25 protein-coding genes are annotated in these 23451 nt (G+C 67.9%); 10 read left to right on the top strand and 15 right to left on the bottom strand.

Annotated elements, in window-relative coordinates; genetic code table 11:
• Positions 1–3: 3 nt before the first annotated feature.
• From pgl to fliL, 7 genes are all read right to left on the bottom strand, one after another.
• Positions 4–690: a 6-phosphogluconolactonase gene (gene pgl / locus AC1DSO_RS15840; RefSeq protein WP_477069732.1), complete on the bottom strand. Its 687-nt coding sequence runs from the start codon at positions 688–690 to the stop codon at positions 4–6.
• A gap of 2 nt (positions 691–692) precedes the next feature.
• Positions 693–2156 carry a glucose-6-phosphate dehydrogenase gene (gene zwf / locus AC1DSO_RS15835; RefSeq protein WP_477069731.1) on the bottom strand — a complete coding sequence of 488 codons (1464 nt, stop codon included), beginning with the start codon at positions 2154–2156 and terminating at the stop codon, positions 693–695.
• A gap of 233 nt (positions 2157–2389) precedes the next feature.
• On the bottom strand, positions 2390–5263 hold the full coding sequence (locus AC1DSO_RS15830) for a tetratricopeptide repeat protein (protein WP_477069730.1): 2874 nt from the start codon (positions 5261–5263) through the stop codon (positions 2390–2392).
• A gap of 9 nt (positions 5264–5272) precedes the next feature.
• Entirely contained in the window at positions 5273–6085 is an 813-nt protein-coding gene (locus AC1DSO_RS15825; RefSeq protein ID WP_477069729.1) for a MotE family protein, read from the bottom strand.
• Positions 6082–6675, bottom strand: a complete 594-nt coding sequence (locus AC1DSO_RS15820) for a DUF6468 domain-containing protein (RefSeq protein WP_477069728.1) — start codon at positions 6673–6675, stop codon at positions 6082–6084. The genes AC1DSO_RS15825 and AC1DSO_RS15820 overlap by 4 nt, the downstream gene beginning before the upstream one ends.
• On the bottom strand, positions 6672–7817 hold the full coding sequence (gene fliM, locus AC1DSO_RS15815) for a flagellar motor switch protein FliM (protein WP_047404288.1): 1146 nt from the start codon (positions 7815–7817) through the stop codon (positions 6672–6674). The genes AC1DSO_RS15820 and fliM overlap by 4 nt, the downstream gene beginning before the upstream one ends.
• A gap of 27 nt (positions 7818–7844) precedes the next feature.
• A complete protein-coding gene (fliL, locus tag AC1DSO_RS15810) occupies positions 7845–8459 on the bottom strand; it encodes a flagellar basal body-associated protein FliL (RefSeq protein ID WP_477069727.1) in 615 nt (204 codons plus the stop codon).
• A 227-nt stretch (positions 8460–8686) separates the two neighbouring features.
• Here fliL and flgF point away from each other — a divergent pair, with 227 nt between their 5' ends.
• The 5 genes from flgF to AC1DSO_RS15785 all read left to right on the top strand — a co-directional run bounded on the left by flgF (position 8687) and on the right by AC1DSO_RS15785 (position 12342).
• A complete protein-coding gene (gene flgF, locus AC1DSO_RS15805) occupies positions 8687–9424 on the top strand; it encodes a flagellar basal-body rod protein FlgF (RefSeq protein WP_477069726.1) in 738 nt (245 codons plus the stop codon).
• Positions 9425–9436: 12 nt separating this feature from the next.
• The gene (gene flgG / locus AC1DSO_RS15800) at positions 9437–10225 is read left to right on the top strand and encodes a flagellar basal-body rod protein FlgG (protein WP_477069725.1); all 789 of its coding nucleotides are present in this window, start codon (positions 9437–9439) and stop codon (positions 10223–10225) included.
• Between the two features lie 4 nt (positions 10226–10229).
• Entirely contained in the window at positions 10230–11009 is a 780-nt protein-coding gene (gene flgA, locus AC1DSO_RS15795; RefSeq protein ID WP_477069724.1) for a flagellar basal body P-ring formation chaperone FlgA, read from the top strand.
• Positions 11010–11023: 14 nt separating this feature from the next.
• The gene (gene flgH / locus AC1DSO_RS15790) at positions 11024–11758 is read left to right on the top strand and encodes a flagellar basal body L-ring protein FlgH (RefSeq protein ID WP_477069723.1); all 735 of its coding nucleotides are present in this window, start codon (positions 11024–11026) and stop codon (positions 11756–11758) included.
• Positions 11759–11874: 116 nt separating this feature from the next.
• The gene (locus AC1DSO_RS15785; RefSeq protein WP_477069722.1) at positions 11875–12342 is read left to right on the top strand and encodes a hypothetical protein; all 468 of its coding nucleotides are present in this window, start codon (positions 11875–11877) and stop codon (positions 12340–12342) included.
• On the opposite strand, the gene dxs is transcribed toward AC1DSO_RS15785, so the two are convergent.
• From dxs to AC1DSO_RS15760, 5 genes are all read right to left on the bottom strand, one after another.
• Positions 12339–14261, bottom strand: coding sequence for a 1-deoxy-D-xylulose-5-phosphate synthase (dxs, locus tag AC1DSO_RS15780; protein WP_477069721.1), 1923 nt, complete (start codon positions 14259–14261; stop codon positions 12339–12341). The two genes, AC1DSO_RS15785 and dxs, sit on opposite strands and share 4 nt — an antisense overlap.
• A 17-nt stretch (positions 14262–14278) precedes the next feature.
• The gene (locus AC1DSO_RS15775; protein ID WP_047404271.1) at positions 14279–15163 is read right to left on the bottom strand and encodes a polyprenyl synthetase family protein; all 885 of its coding nucleotides are present in this window, start codon (positions 15161–15163) and stop codon (positions 14279–14281) included.
• Positions 15164–15200: 37 nt separating this feature from the next.
• The gene (locus AC1DSO_RS15770) at positions 15201–15455 is read right to left on the bottom strand and encodes an exodeoxyribonuclease VII small subunit (RefSeq protein WP_047404270.1); all 255 of its coding nucleotides are present in this window, start codon (positions 15453–15455) and stop codon (positions 15201–15203) included.
• Positions 15456–15553: 98 nt separating this feature from the next.
• Positions 15554–16213 carry a histidine phosphatase family protein gene (locus tag AC1DSO_RS15765; protein WP_477069720.1) on the bottom strand — a complete coding sequence of 220 codons (660 nt, stop codon included), beginning with the start codon at positions 16211–16213 and terminating at the stop codon, positions 15554–15556.
• The gene (locus tag AC1DSO_RS15760; protein WP_477069719.1) at positions 16210–17130 is read right to left on the bottom strand and encodes a histone deacetylase family protein; all 921 of its coding nucleotides are present in this window, start codon (positions 17128–17130) and stop codon (positions 16210–16212) included. Before AC1DSO_RS15760 ends, AC1DSO_RS15765 begins: the two co-directional genes overlap by 4 nt.
• A gap of 16 nt (positions 17131–17146) precedes the next feature.
• Here AC1DSO_RS15760 and AC1DSO_RS15755 point away from each other — a divergent pair, with 16 nt between their 5' ends.
• A complete protein-coding gene (locus AC1DSO_RS15755) occupies positions 17147–17683 on the top strand; it encodes an N-acetyltransferase family protein (RefSeq protein WP_477069718.1) in 537 nt (178 codons plus the stop codon).
• Between the two features lie 182 nt (positions 17684–17865).
• Positions 17866–19044: a vWA domain-containing protein gene (locus AC1DSO_RS15750; protein ID WP_477069717.1), complete on the top strand. Its 1179-nt coding sequence runs from the start codon at positions 17866–17868 to the stop codon at positions 19042–19044.
• A 12-nt stretch (positions 19045–19056) separates the two neighbouring features.
• Here the strand turns inward: AC1DSO_RS15750 and AC1DSO_RS15745 are convergent, their stop codons facing one another.
• Together AC1DSO_RS15745 and AC1DSO_RS15740 are read right to left on the bottom strand one after the other, a co-directional pair.
• A complete protein-coding gene (locus AC1DSO_RS15745; RefSeq protein ID WP_477069716.1) occupies positions 19057–20490 on the bottom strand; it encodes a calcium-binding protein in 1434 nt (477 codons plus the stop codon).
• An 11-nt stretch (positions 20491–20501) separates the two neighbouring features.
• Positions 20502–20849 carry a helix-turn-helix domain-containing protein gene (locus AC1DSO_RS15740; protein ID WP_047404252.1) on the bottom strand — a complete coding sequence of 116 codons (348 nt, stop codon included), beginning with the start codon at positions 20847–20849 and terminating at the stop codon, positions 20502–20504.
• 157 nt (positions 20850–21006) lie between these two features.
• Here AC1DSO_RS15740 and AC1DSO_RS15735 point away from each other — a divergent pair, with 157 nt between their 5' ends.
• The 3 genes from AC1DSO_RS15735 to AC1DSO_RS15725 are packed head-to-tail and all read left to right on the top strand — an operon-like array spanning position 21007 to position 23092.
• Positions 21007–21966, top strand: coding sequence for a glycosyltransferase family 2 protein (locus AC1DSO_RS15735; RefSeq protein WP_477069715.1), 960 nt, complete (start codon positions 21007–21009; stop codon positions 21964–21966).
• Between the two features lie 59 nt (positions 21967–22025).
• A complete protein-coding gene (locus AC1DSO_RS15730; RefSeq protein WP_477069714.1) occupies positions 22026–22547 on the top strand; it encodes a hypothetical protein in 522 nt (173 codons plus the stop codon).
• 47 nt (positions 22548–22594) lie between these two features.
• On the top strand, positions 22595–23092 hold the full coding sequence (locus AC1DSO_RS15725; protein WP_477069713.1) for a hypothetical protein: 498 nt from the start codon (positions 22595–22597) through the stop codon (positions 23090–23092).
• Positions 23093–23094: 2 nt separating this feature from the next.
• On the opposite strand, the gene AC1DSO_RS15720 is transcribed toward AC1DSO_RS15725, so the two are convergent.
• A partial coding sequence (locus AC1DSO_RS15720) for a surface-adhesin E family protein (protein WP_477069712.1) occupies positions 23095–23451 on the bottom strand: 357 nt, incomplete at its 5' end.

Genomic DNA, 23451 nt, shown 5'->3' with positions numbered 1-23451 from the left:
GATCTACTCCGCCCAGAGGATGCGGACCTTGGCGCGGTCCTGCTTCAGGATGGCGGCGACCGGCAAGGCCGGATCGACGTCGCCTTCCAACAACGTTTTCTTGGCCGCGCCGGTGACTAGCAGCACGATCAGATCGGTGCGGGTCAGGGCGGCCAGGGTCAGGGACAGGCGCTGGATGTCCGGGGCGGGATCGCCCGGCGGCACGGCCAACACCGAGCGCTCGGAGGCCAGGTCCAGGCCGCGCGCCAGCACCGGATTGCCCGGAAACAGCGAGGCGAAGTGGCCATCCGGACCGACGCCCAGCAGCACCACGCCGAACGGCGCCGCCGCCTCGACGCCGTCCTGGGCCTTCAGCGCGCTGTCCTCGTGGCTGACGCCGTCGAAGAACAGCGGCGCGAACTGGGCCTTGGCGGCCTCGCCCACCAGCAGGTGGCGACGGACCAGGCCCTCGTTGCTGCTGGGATCGCTCGGCGGAACGAAGCGCTCGTCGGTCAGGGTGACCGTGATCTTGTCCCAAGGGGCGGTCAGGGTGGCCAGACGGTCATAGACCGGAGCCGGCGTCGTGCCGCCGGTCGCGGCGAAACCCGCCCGGCCGTGGGTCGCCACGGCCGTGGTCAGCGCCCCGACCAGAATTGAGGCGGCGGCGTCATAGAGGGCTTCGCGCGAGCCGAAGGCTTCCAGTTTGGCCATGGTCAGGCCTTCCAGCTCCGCCCGCCGGGCGAAATCAGGCCTTGCGACGACTGCGGTCCCCAGGTGCCCGCCGCGTAAGGCGCGGGTTCGATGCCGGCGTCCGCCCAGGCGGCCGAGACGGCGTCGATGAACTTCCAGGCCTGCTCGACTTCGTCGCGGCGCACGAACAGGGTGCGGTCGCCGCGGAAGGCGTCCAGGAACAGCTTCTCATAGGCGATCCGACGGCGACCGCCGCTCTGACCGAACGACAGCGACAGCGGCAGCGATTGCAGGCGCATGCCCTCTTCCGACAAGCCCGGACGCTTGTTCATGATCGTCAGCGAGATGTCTTCGTCCGGCTGCAGGTCGATGACCAGCCGGTTGGCGCACAGCTCACCGTTGGTGGCCGGGCCGAAGATGTTGTGCGGCAGCGGCTTGAACTGGACAACGATCTGGGTGCGGCGGTCGGGCAGGTTCTTACCCGTGCGCAGGAAGAACGGCACGCCGTCCCAGCGCCAGTTGTCGATCGCCACCTTCATGGCCACGAAGGTTTCGGTCTTGGTGGGCTTGCCGACTTCCTCGACATAGCCGGCGCGGGCCCCGCCCTCGACGACACCGGCGACATACTGGCCGCGCACCGTGTCGTGGGCCACCGTCTCCTTGGTGAAGGGGCGCAGACTGCGGAGGACCTTGACCTTCTCGTCACGAACCGCGTCGGGATCGAAGCCCGACGGCGCCTCCATGGCGACCAGGCACAACAGCTGCAGCATATGGTTCTGCACCATGTCCCGCAGCGCGCCGTACTCGTCGTAATAGGGCCAGCGGTCGCCGACCTTTTCGGTCTCGGCGATGGTGATCTGCACGTGATCGATCGTGTTGCGGTCCCACAGGGGCTCGAACAGCACGTTGCCGAAGCGCAGGGCGGTCAGGTTCTGGACCGTCTCCTTGCCCAGATAGTGGTCGATCCGGAAGACCTGGCTTTCGTCGACCACGGCGGCGACGGCGGCGTTGGTGGCCTTGGAGCTTTCCAGGTCACGGCCCAGCGGCTTTTCCAGGATCAGGCGCGTTTCGGGACCGGTCAGGCCGGCGGCCTGCAGGGCCTGGCAAGCCGGACCGTACAGACTGGGCGACAGCGAGAAGAAGATGACCAGGTTGCCGTGCTCGCCGATCCGCTCGGCCAGCTTCTTGGTGTCGTCTTCGCTGGTGATGTTGGCGGGCACGTAGTCGAGACGCGCGGCGAGCCGGTTCCAGGCCGCCTCCTCCACCGTCGCGCGTTTGGCCAATTGCTCGCGAACCAAGGCCTTGTAGCTGGCGGCGTCATGCTCCGCGCGCGCCACGCCGACGATCCGCAGGTCGTGCGGCAGCAAGCGGTCGACTTCGAGGAAATACAGCGACGGCAGCAGCATCCGCAGGGCCAGGTCGCCCGCGCCGCCCAGCAGCACCAGAACTTCGCGGCCATTTTCGCCGTCGTCGTTTTTCTTAACCAAGGTCGTCCACCCTATGACAACGTTGTCATGACATGCCTGCGACAAAATGGCAAGCGGTCGCGATACCTCCCGCCATATGGGACGTTCGGCGGGCCCTAACTAGGCTAAACGTCTGGAGCCCGCCATAAGACCATTCGGGTTTCCGCGGGTATTTTTCAGGCGCGTGGAAGCGCTTCGAGGACGCTCATGCCTCGAACGGCGGCTAGCTACCGCACGTAAGGAAATTCTCTGCCTTATTTGCCCGCGCGAGCAGGCGAACCGGCGGGCTGGCCGGTGCGGAACTTGTCCTTCATCCGGCCAATCCAGCCATTGAAGGCCTCATTGTCGGCGGTGACGCGGCTGAAGTCCGAGGCCGATAGCGATTCGACGTTCAAGCCTTGCAGCGCCACGCGCAGGCCGTCGGGATTACCCGCCAGGTCGATGAAACCGCTCCAGCGCTGGCGCATGCGGCCTAGCGAAGCATTGTCGTCGGCCAGGCTATAGGCGACGGCCGAACGCAGCAGGCGGGCCTCGTCGCCTGGGCTCAGCGCCCCCGGCGTCTTCCAGCGGTCGCCCAGCGAGCGCTCGTACATCGCCCCGGCCGCCGGCCAGGTGTGCTGCTTCCAGGCGATCTCGGCGCGGATCTCCTGGCCGTCGCGGCTATTGTCCTTCTCGATCAGCTCGAGGGCGTCGTCATAGCGACCCAGGCTCATCAGGGCGCGGGCCGTGGCCAGCCGGCGCTCGGCGTTCAGGGCGGGCGGCAGGATCGTAGTGCGGGTCGCGTTGATCGTGTCCAACGCGTCCTCCGGCTTCTTGTTCATCAGGTAGATCCAAGCCAGATCGGTCGCGACCTGGGCCTTGGGCACGCCGTTCAGGCGATTGTCGACCTGGTACTTCAAGAGCTTGGCCGCGTCGTCCAGCAGGTCGACGTCGACCAGGCGGCGCACCAGGTTGCGGACCATCTGGTCGCCGTCGGCGCCGATCGGCGTCAGGTCCTGGAAGTCGTAAAACAGCCCTACGGCCTGAACCGGCTGCATGCCGTCGGCCAGGCCTTGCAGGAACAGCTGACGGAAGGTGTTGGACAGGTCGTTCTGCAGCGCCACCGCTTCGGGGCGGTCGGGCAATTGGCGGCCGGCCGAGCGCAGCACTTCCAGCGCCTCGCGGTAGCGGCCCTGGTCGATGAACAGCTTGCCCAGCGCCCCGATGACCTCCAGCTCCACCCCGTCGCCGCGCCAGCGATAGCGCAGCTGGTTCAGGGTGACGGCGGCTTGGGGAGCGCTGATCTTGCCCTTGGCGTAACCGATCTGCGTCGCGTGCAGCAGGGCCGGTGTCGCGAGCCGGTCGATTGGCGCACGGGCGATGGCCTGGAACATGCGCTGGGCGCGCATCTTCTCGCCCTTGGCCTCGAAGATGCGCGCCTGGGTCAGGCGGATATCGAGCTGGTCCTCGATCGGGATCTTGGGCTGGGCAAGCGCCTTGGTCACGAACTGCATGGCGCCGGTCAGGTCGCCGACGCCGAGCGCCGCCTGGGCCTCGGCGTGCAGGAAGCGGGCTCGCCAGAGCGGCGGGAACAGGTCCAGCGCTCGGGTCCCGCCGACGAACTTGGTCCGCGCGTCGGCCCATTGGCCCTGCTTGGCCGAGATATAGCCCCGCCACAGGGCGCTGGACGGGTCGTCGGCCAGGACCGGCGAGGAGAAGTCGGCGTCCGCCTCGGTGAGGCGCCCGGCCATCACCTTGGCCATACCGCGCAGGCCGCGGAACTCGGCGTCGCCCAGCAGGGTCTGGTGCTTGCGGCCAGCGGCGTTGAGCACGCCAATCGCCTCGAAAGACATTTGCGAACCGACTAGGAAGCGGGCCAGGGCCATGCGGGCGCCAGTGTCGCTATCCTTGCCCTCGCCTTCCGGCGCGGCGGGGATCGCGCCCTGCAGCGCGTTGTAGCGGGTCAGGAACCCGCCCGACCCGGTCTTGGGCCAATTGTCGAGATCGATCAGGGCCGGCATCGACATCGGCTGAGGCGCGCCGGCCGCGGCCTCCTCTGGTGGGGTCGAGGCTGAGATCGGCGACAGGGCAAGACCCTTGGGCCGGCCGATACGCAGCAGGTCGCCGTCGGCCTGGACCAGCAGGTCGGTGGCGTAGGTCTCGACGGCCAAGCCCTGAACCGATTGCAGCAGCGCCATCTCGACATAGTCGCGACGCGACGGCAGGCCCTTGGACGGCGCCAGCGCAGGGGCGACGACCATCTTGTCGCCGACGGCCGGGTCGTCGACCCAGACGGCCTTGGTCACACCTGAGACGGTGGCGGACAGGGTGGCCGGGTGCACGCTCTCGTCGCGCGCCACCTTGATGACGTCCGGCGTCTCCTGGTTCCCTGGACCCAGGCTGATCTTCCACAGCCCGCCCTGCCCTTCGGCGACATAGGGCGTACCGGTCTCGGCGACCAGCCGAAGGGCGCTGTAGTCCGCGCCCTTGAAAGCTTGAATCTTCGAATAGCGAGAGCTGGACGTCGGCACCTTGCCGATGTCGAGACGGGCGGGCGTGTCAAACACGATCCAGATCGCCTCGCCGCGCCGGAAGACGGCGGCGCCGGCGGGCGCGGCCCAGTTGAAGACCAGCGTGACCTGCTGGTCCTGGCGTTCGAGTTCGACCTTGACCACGCCACCAGCGGGCATGGGGTTGGGACGGCCGGCGGGTGCGGCGGGGGTCGAGGCCTGGCTGGCCGGCGGCGCGCCCGGACGGGCAAAGATGTTGACGAAATCGACGCCGTCGGCGTTGCCCAGCCGCGCGTCGGCGTCGTCGGTCAGGGTGACAACGATCTCGAGCACGCCGTTGACGTGGCGAGCCTCGGAGGCCTTCACCCAGCGCGGCGGGGCGATCTTCAGGCTGGAAAGATCGGGATTGGTGTCGCGGCTGAACCGCATCACCAGGGTCTGGCCGTCGCGGTGCGAGACCATCCGCGTGGCGCCGCTCCAGTGGAACTCGATGCGCGAGAAATCCGCCGCCTGCGCCACGCGCACGTCCAGCGAACCGCGCGCCGCGACGGGCGGCGGCGCGGCGTACGTGGACGGCGCCAGCGTCGCCACGATGCACGCGGCGGCGACGCTGGAGCGCAGGAGCTGGCGAAGGGTCATGGGCCTCCCTTAACCGGCCTTTTTGGGAGAGGACTTCGCGGCTTTCGGCGCGGCGGTCGGCGAACCGCCGGCCAGCGCGGCGTCCGCCTGCTGGTTCGGCGCGGCGCTCGGCGAGGCGGCGGCGTTCTCGGCGATCGCGGCCTTGCCCTTCTCGACGACGGGATTGGTCAGGCGCGCGGCCAGGCGTTCGGTCAGGATCTTGGCCTCGCCCGGCGACATGTTGGCCAGGATCATCGCCAGGGTGCGTTCCTTCATCTTGGCGGCGATCGGCAGGCGGACCTCGTCCGACAGCAAGGTCATGCGGGCGGCGGCGTCCTTCGGCTTCATGCCGGAATAGACAGTGACCAGACGGCCGACCTCGGCCTGCTTCTGGTTGTCGACTTGGCCCAGCAGTCCTTGGATGTCGCCCTTCAGGCCGGTCAGGGCCCGCATCTTGGCGTCGAGCTTGGCTTCGGCGGCGGCCAGCAGCTGCAGTTGAACGTCGATGTCCTGCTCGCGCTGGTCCAGCTGACCGCGGCGCGCGCCGAGGCTTTGCAGCACGCGCAGTTCGGCGGGCGAGAGGCCAGCTTCCTTGGCCAAGGCGTCGGCCGACGGGGCGCAGACGCGCGGCGGCGGCGCGTTGGCGGCGGTTGGCTGGCCCGCGTCGTCGGCCGAAGCGGCGTGCTCGCCCTTCTTGGCCTCGGGCTTGGCGACACCCTCGGCGAAGGCCTTGGCCCCGCCCAGCAGATCCGGCAGCGACTTGGCGCCGGCCATGGCGTTGATCGCCAGCACGCCGCCGACGGCGACGCCGACCAGGGGCRGGATACGCGGAACGTTCTTCATCGGCGGGGCGCTCTGGGGTTGTTTCCGGGACGCGAGCCGTCGGCCGGTCCGTCGAAGAGGTCATCATCGATCCGCGCCCGAGAGCGCGGAGGTTCGCGGGAATCGCTGGGCGCTCCCAGGGTCGGGCGAGCGGCCGGCGGGATGCGGTCTTCCCGCTCCAGCAGACGCTCGAAATCCTCGGCCTTCAGGCGGCGCTCCGCCGCCGTGGTCGGTTCGGTCGCGCGCGCCGGATGCGCCAGCGGCGGGATCTCGCGTTCGAGCCGGTCAGCCCGTTCTACGCGAGGCGCCGAAGCCTGGGTCGGCGGCGGCAGCGGGCGGTTGACCCGTTCGTCCAGCTGGATCGCCAGGGCCTGGGCGCGTTCGATGCGCATCGCCAGGGTCTCGGCCGCCTCGTCGGTGGCGGCGCGCAGATCCGCCAAGCCCTGCTCGGCGCGGGCCGCGGCCTGATCCAGCTCCGTCACCGCCTTGGCGAAACCCTCGTGGCTATCGCGCAGCGCCTTCAGACGGCGCTCGAGACGCCAGCCGAAGACCAGCGCCGCGATCAGCAGCACCGCGAGGAACCCGTTCATGGCGAAGGCGACGAGGCTCATTTCAGCTTCTGCACGGCCTTCTTGGCGGCGGGCGTCAATGGCGCCTCGGCGCGCACGGCGATCGAGTGGTTGCGGCGGCCCATGCGGCCGCGCGTCAGCGGGATGGCCCCGGCGCGCAGCTCGACCAGGCTGTCGGGYGTGGCGTTCAGCATCAGGGTGTCGCCGATCTGCATGTTCAGCACCCGCGACAGCGGCACCTGCTGCTCGTCGAGCACGGCGCGGACCTCCATCTGGGTGGTCCAGAGCTCGGTGGCCAAGTGGCCTTCCCAGATGTTGTCGCGGCCGAACTTCTCACCCATGAACTGCTGCAGCAGCATCTTCCGGATGGGTTCCAGCGTGGCGTAGGGCAGCAGCAGCTCGATGCGGCCGCCGCGGTCTTCCATGTCGATGCGCAGCTTGACCAGGATCGCGGCGTTGGCCGGCCGGGCGATGGCGGCGAAGCGGGGGTTGGTTTCCAGGCGATCCAGCGAGAAGCCGACCGGATGCAGCGGCTCGAAGGCGCTCTTCAGGTCATGCAGCACCACCTCGATCATCCGCTGCACCAGCACGCGCTCGATCGTGGTGTAGGGACGACCTTCGATGCGCATCGCGGCCGTGCCGCGACGGCCGCCTAGCAGCACGTCGACGATCGAATAGATCAGGTTCGAGTCGACCGTCAGCAGGCCGTAGTTGTCCAGCTCCTCGGCCCGGAACACCGCCAGGATGGCCGGCAGCGGGATCGAGTTCAGATAGTCGCCGAAGCGGATCGAGCTGATGTTGTCGAGGCTGACTTCGACGTTGTCCGACGTGAAGTTCCGCAAGCTGGTGGTCATCAACCGCACCAGGCGGTCGAAGACGATTTCCAGCATCGGCAGGCGCTCGTACGAGACCAGCGCCGAGTTGATGATGGCGCGGATGCCCGTGCGGTCTTCGCCGCCGTCGCCGGAGAGATCGAAGCCCAGCAGGCTGTCGATCTCGTCCTGGTTCAGGATGCGCTCGGAGCCGCCCTCGCCGCCGCCGTCGTCCCAGCCGCCCATGCCGCCGGAGAAGTCGCCGAATTCGTTGCCGCCGCCGCCATCGCCGCCGCCTTCACCGAAGGCGCCGGGGGGATTTTGCGAGGCCCACTGGGCCATCGCCGCCTGATCGTCGATTTCGTCCGCCATGATTGTTCGCCCAACAGGTCCGGGGACCTAGTTGATCAGCATCTCCTCGATGAGGACCGCATTCACCTTGGCCGGCGCGGCGACCAGATTCACCCGGCGCAGCAGTTCGACCCGCAGCTGGAAGGTGCCCTGGCTGCCGTTCAGGTCTTCGGGACGCAGCTCGCGCAGGAACGTCTGGAACATGTCCTGCAACCTGGGCAGATTCGGCGTCAGCGCCTCGGCCGTGTCCTCGTCGGGCAGCTCGAAGGTCAGCTTCAGCTTCAGGAAGGTCGACTTGCCGTCGGCCGTCTGCATGTTCACGACGATGTCGGGCAGGGTGTAGAAGACCACGCCGTCGGGGCCTTCCTTGATCACGGGAGCCGGACCGCCGACGGCCGCGCCGCCCTCGCCTTCCTTCTTCTCGCCGTGACCTTTCTCGGCCTTCTTTTCCTTTTTCTTGCCGTGGCCCTCGCCCTTCTCGCCGTGCGCCTCGGGCTTCGGCTTCATCAGGAGGAACGCCGTGAGCCCGCCGCCGCCCAGCACGAGGACGCCCGCCGCGATCGCGATGATCAGGATCGGAGGCTTCTTCTTCGCGGGAGCTTCGCCCTCGGCGCCGTCTTCGCCTTCGGGAGCGGGAGCTTCCTTTTCGGGTTTCTTGGCCACGCGCGCGTTTTCCTTGGAATCTATACCCGTACTCATGCCCGGAGCATGGTTAACGATGTGTTTTGGAGGCCATTTGGTCGCAGGCTGAATCTGCCCGGCAGACTCCGACCAGGGAGCCCTCGTTAACCTTCCTATTGATTGTTTTATAAGACGATTTCGCTCTGGCACGAAGGTTGCTTCTAGGGGTGCGGCGCATTTGTCGCGCCAGCCGCCCGAGTTAACTCGCCATGGACAACGCGCTTTACGTCGGCCTCTCGCGCCAGATGACGCTTCGCCGCGAGCTGGACATCGTGGCCAACAACATCGCCAACGCCAACACCACGGGCTTCAAGGTCGAGGACCTGATGGTCCATACCGAGCAGGCCAAACCGGCCAAGACCCTCGACGGTTCGTCGCCGGTCAAGTTCGTGCTGGACACCGGCGTGGCCCGCAACTTCACCCAAGGCGCACTGACCAAGACCGGCGGCGACTTCGATCTCGCTATCGAGGGTCAGGCCTTCTTCAAGATTCAGACCGCCAGCGGCGAGCGCTACACCCGTGACGGCCGCTTCACGACCAATCCTGAGGGCATTCTGGTCACCGAGGCCGGCAATCAGGTCATGGACGAGGGCGGCGGTCAGATCACGATCGACCCGAAACTGGGTCCGGTCACCATCGGCAAGGACGGTATCGTCAGCCAGGGCGCCATTCGGGTCGGCAAGATCGGCCTGGTGCGACCGGATGACATGGCCAGCCTCGCCAAGGATGGCGACAACCTCTACCGCAACACCGCCAACACCACCCCGCAGCCTGTCACGGACGCTCAGATCCACCAGGGCATGCTGGAATCCTCGAACGTCCAACCCGTGATCGAGATCACCAGGCTGATCGAGATCCAGCGCGCCTACGAGGGCGTCGCCAAGATGATGGACAACACCGCCGAACTCTCGCGCAGCGCCGTCGAGCGTCTGGGCAAGCTCAACTAAGGAACGCCAGCGATGCAAGCTCTCCGCACCGCCGCTTCGGGTATGGCTGCTCAGCAGCTGAACGTCGAAGTCATCTCGAACAACATCGCCAACATGAACACCGTTGGCTTCAAGCGCCAGCGGGCCGAGTTCCAGGACCTGCTGTACCAGACGATCGAGCGCGCGGGCTCTCAGTCGTCCAGCGACGGCAACATCGTCCCGACCGGCGTCCAGGTCGGCGGCGGCGTCAAGGCCGGCTCGGTCTACCGCATCACCGAGCAAGGCACCCCGACCCAGACCAACAACCCGCTGGACGTCGCGATCCAGGGCAAGGGCTACCTGCAGGTGCTGCTGCCCTCGGGCGAAACGTCCTATACGCGGGCCGGCAACTTCTCGACCAACGACCAGGGCCAGGTGGTCACCGAGGACGGCTATCTGGTCCAGCCGGGCATCACCATTCCGCAGAACGCCACCGGCATCACGATCAGCAAGACCGGTCTGGTGCAGGTCAATCTCGACGGCCAGCCGGCCCCGCAGACCGTGGGCCAGCTGCAGCTCGCCAACTTCATKAACGAAGGCGGCCTCGAAGCCATCGGCGACAACCTCTACCTGGAGACCGCGGCCTCGGGCGCGGCCAACCTCGCCGCTCCGGGCGAGCCGGGTTTCGGCACCCTGCTTCAGAACTATACCGAAGCGTCGAACGTCGACGCCGTCTCGGAAATCACCGCCCTGATCACCGCCCAGCGCGCCTACGAGATGAACTCGAAGGTCATCACCACGGCCGATCAGATGCTGCAAACCACCTCGCAACTGCGGTCGTAAGCTCATGAAGACCTTCCTGCTCGCCGCCGCCGCCACCGTCGTCATCGCGGCGCTCTCCGCTCCGGCCTTCGCCGGGACCGCCGTGAGCCTGCGCATGGACACCACCGACGCCGACGGCCGCATCACGCTGGGCGACCTGTTCGACGGCGTCACCGGTCCGGCCGCCAACACGGTGGTCGCCGCCCGCATGGGCCCGACCGCTGTGCTCGACGCCGGCCAGGTGCAGGTCTCGGCCCGTCGCGCGGGCTTCGACTGGGTCAACACCAACGGCGTCCGCCGCATCATCGTCCGCGAGGGCGTCGACAACGGTGGCGTTTCGGCCAATGGCCGCGGCGTGGCCGGCGCCGCACGCGGCAATGTGGAAGTTCTTGCCTACGCCCGCAGCATCACGGCCGGCGAAATCGTCCAGCCGCAGGACCTGATTTGGACGAAGATGGCCGGCGCTCCGGCCGACGCCCCCCGCGACGCCGACGCCGTGATCGGCCTCGCCGCCAAGCGCCCCCTGCGTGAAGGCGCCGCAGTCCAGACCCGTGACGTGGGCGCAGCCCAGGTCATCAAATCCGGCGACCTGATCACCGTCACCTATGACGACGGCGGAATTTCCCTTTCGCTTCAAGGGAAAGCCATGGCGACCGCCGCCACGGGCGACGTCTTCGCCGTCCAGAACACGCTGTCTAAGAAAATCATCCAGGCGGTCGCGACCGGACCTGGCGCCGCCGCCGTCGGTCCGCAGGCCCAGGCCTTGCAAGCCCGTTCGCAACCCGTTCGTTTCGCCGCTCGCTAAGAGGTCTTCACCCCATGCGTCGCCCCGCCATCCTCGCCGCCGTCGTCCTGCTCGCCCCGCTCGCCGCCTGCTCCACCGTATCCGAAGCCGTGAAGGGCCCGCAGCTGGCGCCCGTCGGCTATCCGGCCGCCCTGGCCCCGATGCAGCAGCAATATGTCTCAGCTCGCGAGCCCTCGCCGCAAGCCGCTTCGGCCAACTCGCTGTGGCGGGTCGGCGCGCGCGCCTTCTTCAACGACCAGCGCGCCAGCCGCGTCGGCGACATCGTCACCGTCATGATCGACATCGACGACAGCGCCAGCACCAAGAACGCCACCAACAGCTCGCGCACCTCCAGCGCCGGCGCCGGCGTCGACAACTTCCTCGGCCTGGAATCGAGCCTGGGCAAGATCCTGCCGGGCGGCTTCGACCCGTCCAAGGCGATCGGCACCAACTCGGCCTTCAGCAACGCCGGAGCCGGCGGCGTCAGCCGCTCGGAGAAGATCAGCCTGACGATCGCCGCCGTGGTCAGCCAGGTCCTGCCGAACGGCAACATGGTCATCCAGGGCACCCAGGAAGTCCGCACCAACGCCGAACTGCGCCAGCTGACCGTGGCCGGCATCGTGCGTCCGGAAGACATCTCCTCGGCCAACACCATCAAGCACACCCAGATCGCCGAAGCCCGCATCAGCTACGGCGGCCGCGGCGACATCAGCCGCGTCCAGAAGACCCCGGCCGGCCAGTCGCTGGTCGAGAAGTTCTCGCCGTTCTGATCTGACTACCGCGATCCAGGATCGTCGGGCGCGGCAGCCGCAAGGCCGCCGCGCCCGATGCGCATTCAGGAGCCATTCACGCCGTCTCCGCGTTGATCGGGCGAGGAGGACCCGCCATGGCGTCCCGCATCGCCTTCGCCGTTCTAGCGTTCCTGGCCGCCGGCCTCGCCGGTTGCGCGCACGAGAAGGTCGGGATGGACGGCTATCGCTGGGCCTATCTCACTGATCCCGCCGAGGCGCCTCGCCTGGCCTACGGCCGTCCCAACAGCGACGATGTCGTGCTGATGATGAGCTGCCGCCCTGGCCAGAACCAAATGAACGTCTCGGTCGTCGGCCTGTCGGGCGGCGAAGTCGTGCTGGCGTCTGGTCGCGCGGAGAGCCGCTTCGCCGCCGCCAAGGTGCAAGACGCCCTCAGCGAGGGCGGCCTGCTGGAGGCGCGGGGTCAGACCAGCGCCCCGGCGCTGCAAGGCTTCCGCAAATCAGGCGACCTGGCGCTGCTGAGCAAGGGCGAGCGGCATAACCTGACGGCGGAGTCCGCCGATCGAGGCCACGTGCGAGCGTTCTTCAAGGCCTGCGGGGCTTAAGCCCGCCGCCCGGCTCCCGCGGCGCTGACATTATCCATGCCCAGGGCCGACAGCGCGCCGCGCAGGATGCCCTCGGCGTCGAGACCGGCCTGGGCGTACATGACGTCGGGCTTGTCCTGGTCCTGGAAGACGTCCGGCAGGCACAGGGTGCGGATCTTCAGGCCGCGATCGAAGGCGCCGTGCTCGGCCAGGGCCTGCAGCACGAAGCCGCCGAAGCCGCCCATGGCCCCCTCCTCCACCGTGACCAGCGCTTCGTGCTCGCGCGCCAGGCGCAGCAGGAGGTCGATRTCCAGCGGCTTGGCGAAGCGGGCGTCGCAGACGGTGGCCGAAAGGCCGCGCGCGGCCAGCAGGTCGGCGGCCTTCAGGCTTTCCGACAGGCGGGTGCCGAAAGAGACGATGGCGACGCTGGTCCCCTCGCGGACGATGCGGCCCTTGCCGATCTCCAGCGGTTCGAGGTCGGCGGGGATCTCGAGACCCAGGCCTTCGCCGCGCGGATAGCGGAAGGCGCTGGGGCGATCGTCGATGGCGGCGGCGGTGGCGACCATGCGGGCCAGCTCCACCTCGTCGGCGGCGGCCATCAGCACCATGCCGGGCAGAGCGCCCATGAAGCCGATGTCGAAGCTGCCGGCGTGGGTGGGTCCATCGGCACCGACCAGGCCGGCGCGGTCCATGGCGAAGCGCACCGGCAGGCCCTGGATGGCCACGTCGTGCACCACCTGGTCGTAGCCGCGCTGCAGGAAGGTCGAATAGATCGCCGCGAACGGCTTCATGCCGTCGGCGGCCAGGCCGGCGGCGAAAGTCACCGCGTGCTGCTCGGCGATGCCGACGTCGAAGGTGCGCTCGGGGAACGCCTTCTGGAAGATGTCCAGGCCCGTGCCCGAAGGCATGGCGGCGGTGATGGCGACGATCTTGTCGTCCTTCGCGGCCTGCCTGACCAGCTCCTGGGCGAAGACCTTGGTGTAGCTGGGCGGACCGGCGGCCGGCTTCTGCTGCTGGCCGGTGACCACGTCGAACTTGGCCACGGCGTGCAGCTTGTCCTCGGCGCCCTCGGCCGGGGCGTAGCCCTTGCCCTTCTGGGTGACGCAGTGGACCAGCACCGGCTTGTCGCCGAAGGCCTTGGCGTTCTTGAGCACGCTGACCAGAGCGTCCATGTCGTGGCCGTCGATCGGGCCGACATAGTGGAAGCCCAGTTCCTCGAAGAAGGTCCCGCCGGTGACCATGCCCCGGGCATATTCTTCCGCCTTACGGGCGGCTTCGCGCATCGGGGTCGGCAATTTCTCGACCACCGTCTTGCCCAGCTTGCGCACCGAGCGGTAGGCGCCGCCCGAGACCAGGTTGGCCAGATAGGCGCTCATCCCGCCGACCGGCGGGGCGATCGACATATCGTTGTCGTTGAGAATGACGATCAGCCGCTTGGTGGCGTCAGTCGCCGCGTTCATCGCCTCATAGGCCATGCCCGCGCCCAGCGAGCCGTCGCCGATCACGGCGATGACGCTGTTGTTCTCGCCCTTGGCGTCGCGCGCGGCGCAGAAGCCCAGGGCCGCCGAGATCGAGGTGGCCGCGTGGGCCGCGCCGAACGGGTCGTATTCGCTTTCGGCGCGCTTGGTGAAGCCCGACAGGCCACCGCCCTGGCGCAGGGTGCGGATGCGATCGCGGCGGCCGGTCAGGATCTTGTGCGGATAGGCCTGGTGGCCGACGTCCCAGATGACGATGTCCTTGGGCGTCTCGAACACATGGTGCAGGGCCACGGTCAGCTCGACCACGCCCAGGCCCGCGCCCAGATGGCCGCCGGTCACGGAGACGGCGTCGATGGTCTCGGCCCGCACCTCCGCGGCCAGCTGTTTCAGCTCCGCCAGAGAGAGGCCCCGCGTGTCGGCCGGCGAGGCGATGGTGTCGAGCAGAGGCGTTTTGGTGGGCATGTTTGAAGAAAGCGCGGTCAGTTGCGGCGGTCCAGCACGAAATCAACGCTTTCGCGCAGATGTTCGGCCCGTTCGCCAAAGATTTCGAGATGGGAGCGAGTCTGGTCGGCGAGAAGCGCCACGCGCTCTTTCGCCGCGTCCAGCCCCAGCAGGGTGACGTAGTTGGCCTTGCCCTTGGCGGCGTCCTTGCCGCCGGCGGCCTTGCCCAGGGTCTTTTCGTCGCCCTCGGCGTCCAGGATGTCGTCGACAATCTGGTAGGCCAGGCCCAGGTCCTGGGCGAAAGCCATCAAGGCGGCGCGCTCGGCCTCCTTGGCGCGGGCGATGATCAGCGGGATCTCGAAGGCGAAGGCGATCAGGGCGCCGGTCTTCAGGCGCTGCATCCGGGCCACCGCGCCCAGGTCGTCGCGGACGCCCAGGATGTCGATCATCTGGCCGCCGACCATACCCCGGGCGCCAGATGCAATCGCCAGCTTGCGCACCAGTTCCGAGCGGACATGGCCGTCGTCGTGGGTGTCGGGGTGGGCCATGATCTCGAAGGCGGCCGTCTGCAGCGCGTCGCCGGCGAGAATGGCGGTCGCCTCGTCATATTGCTTGTGCACGGTCGGACGGCCACGGCGGACGTTGTCGTCGTCCATGGCCGGCAGGTCGTCGTGGACCAGGCTGTAGGCGTGGATGCACTCCAGCGCGCAGGCCGCGCGCAGCACCGGCCGCTCGGCCAGGTCGAACATCTTGCCGGTCTCGAGCGCGAAGAACGGCCGCAGCCGCTTGCCGGGACCCAGCGCCGCATAGCGCATGGCCTCGGTCAGACGGCTTTCGGGACCGTCGGCGCGCGGCAGCAGCTCGTCGAGCGCCACGGTGACGATGTCGGCGGCCTGGACGACGCGCCTGGCGAGATCGGTCAAGGGCGGCTCCCCTCGGTCGTCGGGTGCGCGCCCGGCATCAGTTGAACTCGGCCGCTTCGGCGGCGACGGCGCCGCCCTGGCCCAGGACGATCTTCTCGACCTTCAGGCGCGCGGCTTCCAGCTTCTTCTCGCAGTGGGCCTTAAGGGCCGCGCCGCGCTCGTAGATGTCGATCGACCGCTCCAGCGGAGCCTGGCCCGATTCCAGCTCGGCCACGATCCGTTCCAACTGCGCCAGCGCTTCCTCGAAGCTGAGGCTGGAGATGTCAGCGGGATTGCTCGTGGCGTCGGTCATTTCAACTCTCAGGTGAACAGCGGCAGCCTAGTGGCCTAGACCGGCGCGGGCAACGGCCTAGAGCCTAGGCGTGGTTAAGGGAAGAGGGTTTGAAAGCTTCAGGCGCGACGGAAGCGCTTGATGCTCCAATAGGCGTGGCCTTCGTCAACCAGCTTCGTCAGTCCACGCGCCTTCAGGGCGTCGGCGATCATCCAGTTGAAGAAGCCGTGGGCCAGCACCAGCACGTCCTGGCCAGCGTCGGATAGCTCGATCAGCAGGTCGGCGGCCTGGCCGGCGCGGGCCTCGGCCTGCTTGCGCGTCTCCTGGCCGCCGTGATTGTTGAAGAACCACCACCAGAACCGGGCGAAGAAGCCCAGGCGCTTGGGCGACATCCGCAGCCAGAGCGGCCATGGCGGCGGCGGCAGAGGGGCCTCGATGAAGGTCGGGTCCGTGGCGAAGGCGCGGTCGCCGACCACAGCCCGGGCGGTCTCGATCGACCGGCGTCGGGTCGAGGCGATGATCACGTCGGCTTCGCGCGCGATCTGGATCAGTTGGTCCGGCGGCGTCTGGCCGGCCTTCAGCCCGCCTTCCTCATACTGGCCCCACCACGCGCCATACTCGGGCGCGTTCAGCCGGACCTGACGCGACAGGGCGGGTTCCCCGTGGCGAGCCAGGGTGATGACGCCCGGCTTCGCGGGCGGGGACGCTTGGTCGGCGATGGTGACGTCGGCCATGTTGTGGAGAAGCCGGTCGGCCAGCGGGCCTTCCCGTCCTCTCACCCCTCCTGAAGAGCGCGTACATGCGCGGCGGCGGACCGCCCCAGCGCCTGGAGGTCGTAACCGCCCTCGAGCGACGATACAACCCGGCCCTTGGCCCGGGCGTTCGCCACCGAGACGATGGCGCGAGTCGCCCAGGCGAAGTCGTCCTCGGTCAGGCTCTGCGCCGACAGCGGATCGCGGGCGTGGGCGTCGAAGCCGGCCGAGACGATCAGGAGCTCGGGCGCGAAGGCGTCGACCTTGTCCATCAGGCCCTCGAATCGCGCCCGCCAGACCTCGCGGGCGGCGTGCGGCGCGACGGTGGCGTTGGCGATGTTGCCCAGGCCCGTCTCGGACGGATCGCCGGTGCCGGGATATAGCGGCGACTGGTGGATCGAGGCGAAGAACACGGTCGGGTCGTTCTCGAACACCGCCTGGGTGCCGTTGCCGTGGTGGACGTCGAAGTCGACGATGGCCACCCGCTTGAGCCCCGCCGCCTGCGCCGCCCGAGCCGCCACCGCGACGTTGGAGAACACGCAAAAGCCCATGGCCGTCCCGGGCTCGGCGTGATGGCCCGGCGGCCGTACGGCGCAGAAGGCTCTCTCGGCCTCGCCCGCCGCCACGGCCCGCACGGCCGCCACGCTTGCCCCCGCCGCGCGCCGCGCCGCCGCCAGACTGCCGGTCGAGAGGACGGTGTCGGGGTCCAGCGCCAGCCGGCCGGTCTTAGGCGCCGATTGGAGCACGGCGTCGACGAACGCCTTGGGGTGCACCCGCAGCAGATCCTCGACATCGATCATCGGCGCGTCAGCGGGCTCCAGCTCCAGATTGGGGTCGTCGTTCAGGGCGTCGATCACCGCGCGCAGACGCTCCGGGCTCTCCACGTGCCCGTCGCCGGGCCGGTGGTCGAGCATGTCCAAATGGGTGTAAAGCGCGACAGCCATGGGAGACTCTTAGACCGTGAACGCCGACCCGACCATCCGCCCTCATTCGCTTCGTCGAGCCACGACCGATGACGCCGATGTCGTATCCAGCCTGGGCGCACGCACCTTCACTGAGACCTTCGCCCACCTCTATCCGCCCGAGGATCTCGAGACGTTCCTGGCCTATGCCTACGGACTGGAACGCACGCGCAACGACCTGGCTGATCCCGACAAGGCCACCTGGCTGCTGGAGGACGAGGATGGCGAGGCCATCGGCTACGCCCTGGCCGGCCCCTGCGAGCTGCCGCACGACGAGGCCCGTCCCGAGGACGGCGAGCTGAAGCGGATCTATGTATTGAAGAGCCATCAGGGCGGCGGACGCGGCTCGATACTGCTGAACGCGGCGCTGGACTGGCTGGAGAAGGACGGCCCGCGTCCGCTGTGGATCGGGGTCTTCTCCGAAAACTTCGGGGCCCAGAAGCTGTACGGCCGCATGGGGTTTGCGAAGGTCGGCGAATACCACTTCAAGGTCGGCGAGACGCGGGACCTGGAGTTCATTCTGCGGCGGGGATGACGATCCTTCCGCTCCCTCCGGGAGCGGACGACCGCGAAGCGGTCCGGTGAGGGCCAGTGCGCTGGCCGGCTTGCCCCCTCCGCGCCTTCGGCGCTCCTCCCCCCAGAGGGGGAAGAAGGCGTGTGTTGCGTCTCGTTTGAGAACCCTCCATTCTCCCGAACATCTGTTCGAAAGCCGCGCCGATGTTCCTTCGCTTCTTCTCCGAGCTCCGCCAGGCCAAGGTGCCGGTCAGCCTGCGCGAATACCTCCTGCTGATGGAGGCCCTGGACAAGGACGTCATCGATCGCTCGGTCGAGGACTTCTACTTCCTGTCACGCGCCAGTCTGGTGAAGGACGAGAAGAACCTCGACAAGTTCGACCGGGTGTTCGGCCATGTGTTCAAGGGCCTGGAAACGGTCAACGAAGGCCTGGCCGCCGACATCCCCGAGGAGTGGCTGAAAGCCCTGACCGAGCGGTTCCTGACCGACGAGGAAAAGGCCCAGATCGAGGCCCTGGGCGGCTTCGAGAAGCTGATGGAGACCCTGCAGGAGCGGCTGCGCGAGCAGAAGAAGCGCCACGAGGGCGGCAACAAGATGATCGGCTCGGGCGGGACCAGCCCGTTCGGCAACAACGGCTACAATCCCGAAGGCGTGCGTATCGGCCAGGACAAGAGCCGCCACGGCCGCGCGGTGAAGGTCTGGGACAAGCGCGAGTACAAGAACCTCGACGACTCGGTCGAGCTGGGCACCCGCAACATCAAGGTCGCCCTACGGCGCCTGCGCAAGTTCGCCCGCACCGGCGCGGCCGAAGAGCTGGATCTGCCCGGCACCATCAAGGGCACGGCCGAGAAGGGCTATCTCGACATCCAGCTGCGTCCCGAGCGCCGTAACGCCATCAAGGTCTTGCTGTTCTTCGACATCGGCGGCTCGATGGACGGCCACATCAAGCTCTGCGAGGAGTTGTTCAGCGCCGCCAAGACCGAGTTCAAGAACCTGGAATTCTACTACTTCCACAACTGCCTCTACGAGACCGTCTGGAAGGACAACAAGCGCCGCCAGACCGAGAAGATCCCGACCTTCGACGTGCTCCACAAGTTCCCCGCCGATTACAAGGTGATCTTCGTCGGCGACGCGACCATGAGCCCCTACGAGATCACCTATCCGGGCGGCAGCGTCGAGCACTGGAACGAAGAGCCCGGCGCGATCTGGATGCAGCGGGTCACGGACATCTACCAGAGCTGCATTTGGCTGAACCCGACGCCCGAGCGCCATTGGGACTATACTCAGTCGATCGGGGTGATGAAGCAGATCCTCGGCGACCGCATGTATCCCCTGACCATCGAGGGCCTGGACAAGGCGATGCGGGAATTGGTGCGCGGCTAGGGCCGGCCAGCCTCAGCGCACTGGAGTCGTGGGATCGGCGAAATGGCCAATGTCGGTCGACGGCTGCCCGATTAGCGGCACTTCGGGCGGAGCCGCCGCGTGGTCGTTCGCGATCGTCGTTCCCACGCTGAACGTCGTCGCGGAGGCGCCGCCCAGAAGGATGAAAACGTCCTCGCGCCCGTCGCCGTCGATGTCGAAGCCGACTCGGGCGCCCGCGATGGTGTGCGTCACGTCGGCGACCTGCCCAGCGGTCGCTTCGCCCAGGGTCGCGCCCTGGGCAGCCAGAACGTCGGTGACCGAGGCGGTGGTGACCACGGTGACCTGCCCCTTGCCCAGCACCGCCAAGTGGTCGCCCTTGGCGGCCGAATAGTCCAGCACCACGCCGAGCAGCGCGTCCGCCTTGGCGGTCGGCAGTGTGGCCGAGATCAGGAAGGTGTCGGCCCCGGTTCCGCCGGAGGCCACCACACGGGCGTTCATGACGATCCGGTCGTTACCCGCGCCGCCGTCCAGACGGTCGATCCCGCCGCCCTGGCCCGTGCCCGCCGTGGTGAGGTTTCCACCGGCCGCGCCGCCGCCATCGATATAGTCGTCGCCGGCGCCGCCGTGGATCGTATCCGCGCCAGGACCGCCCTTCATGACGTCGTTCCCGGCGGTGCCGATCATGGCGTACTTGGTTCCGGCGAAACCCTGGCCCTCGAGGCCGGGCGGGCTCGGCTGATCGGCCGGCGGCTGCGTCGATCCGTTGCCCGAAGACGACGAGACCGGTTCCGACGCGCTCAAGTGAGTCGCCTTCAAAACCGCGAGCCCTGGCAGGCCTTCCATCGGCGACTCGACGACCACCGCTTTGCCGCCTTCTGGCTTGATCGGAGTCTGGCCCTGGATTTCGCCGGCTCCGGCGGCGGCCAAGGCCGCGTGTGCCTGGGTGCGATCGGCTTCAAGGTTCAGAGCGGCGATCAGCTTGGAGGCCACGCCTTCGATGGCCGCGTCGTCGGCGCGCGGCAGGGTCTCGAAATTCAGGCGGCCCGCCTCGCCGAGGTCCAGGCCGCGAAGCTCCAGATAGAGGCCCACGGCGATGACCAGCGACAGGAACGACTGGGCCTCGCGGCTGGACGGATTGAAGGCCACCACGACGCCGCCGTGGTCTTCGACGCCCGAGGACAGCACCTGGCGCAGCGCGCCCCACAGGCTGCCGACCTGGTGGAACATGTCGATGGCCGCGTCATGCACCACGAACTGGCCGTCGATGCGGGCGATGTGAACCAGCACGTCCTGATTGGCGTCGGTGACCACGTACCAGGGGTCGCCCGAATCGGTTTGGCCAAAGACGCCGTCTACGTCGCCATAGCTGGACGCAAGCTGCTGGGTGAGCAGCATCAGCAGGCCCCGCTCGTTGGGGGACCAGTCACTGGCCGGCGGCCGGGGGCTGAAGGCTAGGATCTCACCCATCTCGCGACTCGTTAGGCTTGAGCCGCCCGGCCGGCAAGGGCCGGATCGGCCTCGTCGGCGGCGCCGTCGAACAGCAGGCGATGCAGTTCGGGCTCGTAATACCGTAGCAATGTGCGCGCGAACTGGCCCGGATCAAGACCCAGGCTTTCGGCCCAGATCGCTTGAGCCTCGATCGGCACGCGGCCGAGACCGTTCTCCACCTGGGAAACGAAGGTGTAGTAGCGCAGGCCCGTCTTCTCGGCCAATTCGGCCTGGGTAAGGCCCGCCGCCTCGCGCGCGGTCTTCAGCCAACGCCCCGCCTCGCGACGGAGGGTCTTGGTCAACGCCGCCTTGGCGGGATTCATCGCCGTTCGTGACATCGCAAAGCCGCTTCCGCGCCCACAAGCGGGCGCTCCCCTAGTTGTTACACATTGCGTAAAAACGCAACAATCCGTTGTCGACCATTCGAAATAGCCTTGCGGGCGATCATCGACCCACATACAGTTTTTACGCAACTATTTAGAACGAAGCGGCAGCATGTACGTCTCGATCGACCCCGCCCACTCCCGCGTCGCCGCCCTGGCTGTAAAGCCGCGCCTGTCGCTGGTGATGGTCGTCTACATGACGGGCCCCGCCCTGATGGAAAGCGTGCGCCATGCCCTGGCCGAGCCTCGGGTCGAGGAATTCATCATCGTCGACAACGGCTCGTCCCTGGCCGACGCGGCCTGGCTGCGCGAGCTGGCCCGGCGCGAGCCGCGCGTGCGCCTCCTGCAGGGCCTGGGCAATATCGGTTTCGCCCGCGCCGCCAACCTGGGCGCGGCGGCGGCCAAGGGCGAGGCGCTGGTTTTCCTCAATCCCGACGCCTTCTTGACACCCGGCGCAGTCGCGGCCCTGGCCGACGCGGCCCGCGACCGTCCCTCGCCCTGCATCATTGGGGCCCGGGTGTTCAACATCGACGGCAGCGAACAGCGGGGCGGGCGGCGGGGCGAGATCACGCCCGTCACCACCCTGCTCACCCTCTCGAAGCTTAGCGCTATTCTGCCCCCGCTGCGCCGCTTCGAGATCCACCGGGAGGGCGAGCCCCCCCCGTCCTACCCGGTGGACACCCCTACGATCTCGGGCGCCTGCTTCTACATGTCGGCGGCCGACTTCCACGTCTTGGGCGGCTTCGACGAGGGCTATTTCCTGCACGTCGAGGACATCGACCTGTGCTGGCGCGCCCGTCGGCAGGGCGGCAGCGTGCTGTTTCAGCCCAACGCCCGTATCGTCCACGTCGGCTCGACCAGCCGTGAGAACCCGCTGATCATCGAGTGGCACAAGGGTCGCGGCCTGGTGCGCTACTTCCTCAAACGCGCCGACAGCCCGCAACGCAAAGCCCTGGCCCTACTGCTGGCGCCGCTGATCCTCGGCGCCGCCGTGGCCCGGCCGCTGCTGCGCCAGCTGCGGCGCGGCCGGATGGGTCGCCCCGTCGAACGCCTGGCCGCCATCCCTGGTTGAGGCTTTTCGACGAACGGCGTTAGCGCTATCACTGGACGCGAACCCGCCGGAAGCCGTCCATGCCTCGCCTAAGCCTCGTCCGCCTCGGCCTTGCCTGCATCCTGGCGGCCGCCGCCCTTCCCGCCTTCGCCCAACGCCCGCCGTCCGACGAAAGCTGGGGGAAACCCGGCGTTTCCTACCTGCAGTACCGTACCGACGCGGTCGAGTGCGCCTACAAGGTGGGGCAGGAGGCGCCCGTCAGCATCCCCATGGTGGACCTGGTGTTCTCGATGGACATGCCGGTGATCGATCCGGTCGACGCGACCGGCGCCGTCGACACCAGCGGGGCGCTCAACAGCTCCGCCTATGACACCGTCAAAAGTCTCGACACCGCGCGATCCAGGATGACCAAGCCCTGGCGCGAGGTCGTGCGGCAGGTGCGCCCCGCCCTTGCCCAGTGCCTCACCGAGCGCGGCTATCGGCGCTTCCGTCTGACCAAGGAGCAGTACGAAGAGCTAAAGCGTCTACCCAGCGGCTCGCGAGTGCGACAAGTCTATCTATGGAATCTGTCGCTGAGCGCCGTCCCCGCAGGCCATCGCTAGCGGCGTCGACATGGCGTTCGACGTATCATCCAGAGATTGATCCCGCCATGCGCCCACGCCTCGTTCTCGCCAGCCTGAGCTGCGCGCTAGTCGCTACCTCCGCCCTTGCTCAATCGCAGCGCCAGCGACCCGACGAGAGTTGGGGAAAGCCAGGAGTATCCTATCTGCAGTACCGCACCGACGCGGTTGAGTGCGCCTACCGGGCCGGCCAGGACGCTCCGGTGTCTTATCCGACGGTCGACTTGCTGTTTTTCGACAACACGGCGCACGGCGGCGACGCGACCGCCACCATGCACGAAGCCATCGCCGCCTTCGACGTCAACGCCCGGCGGATGTCACGTCCCTGGCGCGAGATCAGCGCCCAAGTTCAGCCGGCCCTGGCGCGATGCCTGTCGGACCGCGGCTATCGGCGATTTCGCCTGACCAGGGATCAGGCGGCGAAACTGAGGGACCTGCCAATCGGCGGCAAGGCCCGCCATACCTTTCTCTGGGCTATTGCCGCCGCCCCCGAAATCCGGACGGACCCGGCGCTGCAACGGCGATAACGCTAGCCCGCTTCCGGCTTCATGCACGCGGCCTCGACTACTGTCTCGTCGAAGGCGCCCGGCTGGGGCTTGGTCCATTGCCGATCCTCGAAGGCGAAAGCCGTCTCCTCGCCACCGAGATTGTTTTCGGGATAGCGGTACACGGCGAGACTGCGGAACGCCTTGGCCTTACAATCCACGTCCTGGGCCATGCGCTCCGAGCGGAAGGTCACGCCCGCCTCGCTCCGCGGCAGACGGAACTCGTGGCGCACCCAGACCCGCTGCCAGGGTTCGCCGGCGGGGGTCTTACCGGTCTTGGCGAAGGTGATGACCGTCTTGTCCTCGCCCACGCCCAGGAACGGCCAACCAATCCCCTCGAT

The organism is Caulobacter sp. P4_E5, from assembly GCF_056401555.1.
This window is presented reverse-complemented; position numbering and strand designations above follow the sequence as displayed.

What these genes read in the sequence shown, in the direction of transcription:
- AC1DSO_RS15785 (WP_477069722.1), top strand. Translation starts at nt 11,875, where the DNA reads ATGGCGTCCCGCATCGCCTTCGCCGTTCTAGCGTTCCTGGCCGCCGGC.
- AC1DSO_RS15735 (WP_477069715.1), top strand. Translation starts at nt 21,007, where the DNA reads ATGTACGTCTCGATCGACCCCGCCCACTCCCGCGTCGCCGCCCTGGCT.
- AC1DSO_RS15830 (WP_477069730.1), bottom strand. Translation starts at nt 5,263, where the DNA reads ATGACCCTTCGCCAGCTCCTGCGCTCCAGCGTCGCCGCCGCGTGCATC.
- AC1DSO_RS15770 (WP_047404270.1), bottom strand. Translation starts at nt 15,455, where the DNA reads ATGACCGACGCCACGAGCAATCCCGCTGACATCTCCAGCCTCAGCTTC.
- AC1DSO_RS15745 (WP_477069716.1), bottom strand. Translation starts at nt 20,490, where the DNA reads ATGGGTGAGATCCTAGCCTTCAGCCCCCGGCCGCCGGCCAGTGACTGG.
- flgA (WP_477069724.1), top strand. Translation starts at nt 10,230, where the DNA reads ATGAAGACCTTCCTGCTCGCCGCCGCCGCCACCGTCGTCATCGCGGCG.
- flgH (WP_477069723.1), top strand. Translation starts at nt 11,024, where the DNA reads ATGCGTCGCCCCGCCATCCTCGCCGCCGTCGTCCTGCTCGCCCCGCTC.
- AC1DSO_RS15730 (WP_477069714.1), top strand. Translation starts at nt 22,026, where the DNA reads ATGCCTCGCCTAAGCCTCGTCCGCCTCGGCCTTGCCTGCATCCTGGCG.
- pgl (WP_477069732.1), bottom strand. Translation starts at nt 690, where the DNA reads ATGGCCAAACTGGAAGCCTTCGGCTCGCGCGAAGCCCTCTATGACGCC.
- AC1DSO_RS15740 (WP_047404252.1), bottom strand. Translation starts at nt 20,849, where the DNA reads ATGTCACGAACGGCGATGAATCCCGCCAAGGCGGCGTTGACCAAGACC.
- AC1DSO_RS15725 (WP_477069713.1), top strand. Translation starts at nt 22,595, where the DNA reads ATGCGCCCACGCCTCGTTCTCGCCAGCCTGAGCTGCGCGCTAGTCGCT.
- AC1DSO_RS15760 (WP_477069719.1), bottom strand. Translation starts at nt 17,130, where the DNA reads ATGGCTGTCGCGCTTTACACCCATTTGGACATGCTCGACCACCGGCCC.
- AC1DSO_RS15750 (WP_477069717.1), top strand. Translation starts at nt 17,866, where the DNA reads ATGTTCCTTCGCTTCTTCTCCGAGCTCCGCCAGGCCAAGGTGCCGGTC.
- flgF (WP_477069726.1), top strand. Translation starts at nt 8,687, where the DNA reads ATGGACAACGCGCTTTACGTCGGCCTCTCGCGCCAGATGACGCTTCGC.
- AC1DSO_RS15820 (WP_477069728.1), bottom strand. Translation starts at nt 6,675, where the DNA reads ATGAGCCTCGTCGCCTTCGCCATGAACGGGTTCCTCGCGGTGCTGCTG.